General features: G+C 71.7%; 2 protein-coding genes. Both read left to right on the plus strand.

The annotated features are described in order from the left end of the window. A partial coding sequence (locus OO70_RS50460) for a hypothetical protein (protein WP_043688291.1) occupies positions 1–220 on the plus strand: 220 nt, incomplete at its 5' end. Beyond that, positions 217–612, plus strand: a complete 396-nt coding sequence (locus OO70_RS56960) for a WhiB family transcriptional regulator (protein ID WP_063749801.1) — start codon at positions 217–219, stop codon at positions 610–612. The genes OO70_RS50460 and OO70_RS56960, both read left to right, overlap by 4 nt. The last annotated feature ends 126 nt before the right edge of the window (positions 613–738 follow it).

Consider the following 738-nt stretch of genomic DNA (forward strand, 5'->3'; position numbering starts at 1 on the left):
CCTGCTCAACGCCGGCCGGCACGCCGCCACCGACGACGCCGACCGACGACACGGCCACCGGCTCATCCCCGCCCACCAACGGGCCAACACCGACCACAACCCGATCGCGCCCGCCGTACGGCAGGTCAACGCTCCCGCCTACTACGCCACCCGGCTGCTGCACGCCGGACCCGACGACCGCACCGGGCTCATGCCCGCCATCCGGGAGGTGACCCGATGACCAGCCAGGAATGGCGCGACGACGCCGCCTGCCGCGACTACGACCCCGAACTCTGGCACCCCGTCTCCGACACCACCGCCGCACCCGCCATCCGCATCTGCACCACCGTCTGCCCCGTCCGCGAGGAGTGCCTCGACTTCGCTCTCAACGAAGGCGAGCAGTACGGCGTCTGGGGTGGCCTCACCGAAAAGGAGCGCCGGCAGCTCCGCGCCCCGCAGAAACTCCGGAAGCCGACCACCGGTGTCTCGCGGCCCGTCGACCACCACACCGAAATCATGACCCGCCACGCGGCCGGCGACCCGATCCCCGACATCGCGATCGCGGTCCGCTGCCACCCCGAAGCCGTCAAGTCGTACATCAAGCGGCAGCGCGCCCTGGAGCGTGCCGCATGACCGCCTGGACCCGCCGCGCATCCGTCGACCTCACCGTCGCCCTGGTCGCCGAGGACGGCCACCGTCTGCCGCTCGTCGGCGACGAACGACTCGCAGCGGTGAAGACGATGTGCGCCCGTCAGGTGC

This window comes from Streptomyces xylophagus, assembly GCF_000716435.1.
GTDB lineage: Bacteria > Actinomycetota > Actinomycetes > Streptomycetales > Streptomycetaceae > Streptomyces > Streptomyces xylophagus.

Coding starts and splice junctions, on each gene's coding strand:
- OO70_RS56960 (WP_063749801.1), top strand. CDS start 217: ATGACCAGCCAGGAATGGCGCGACGACGCCGCCTGCCGCGACTACGAC.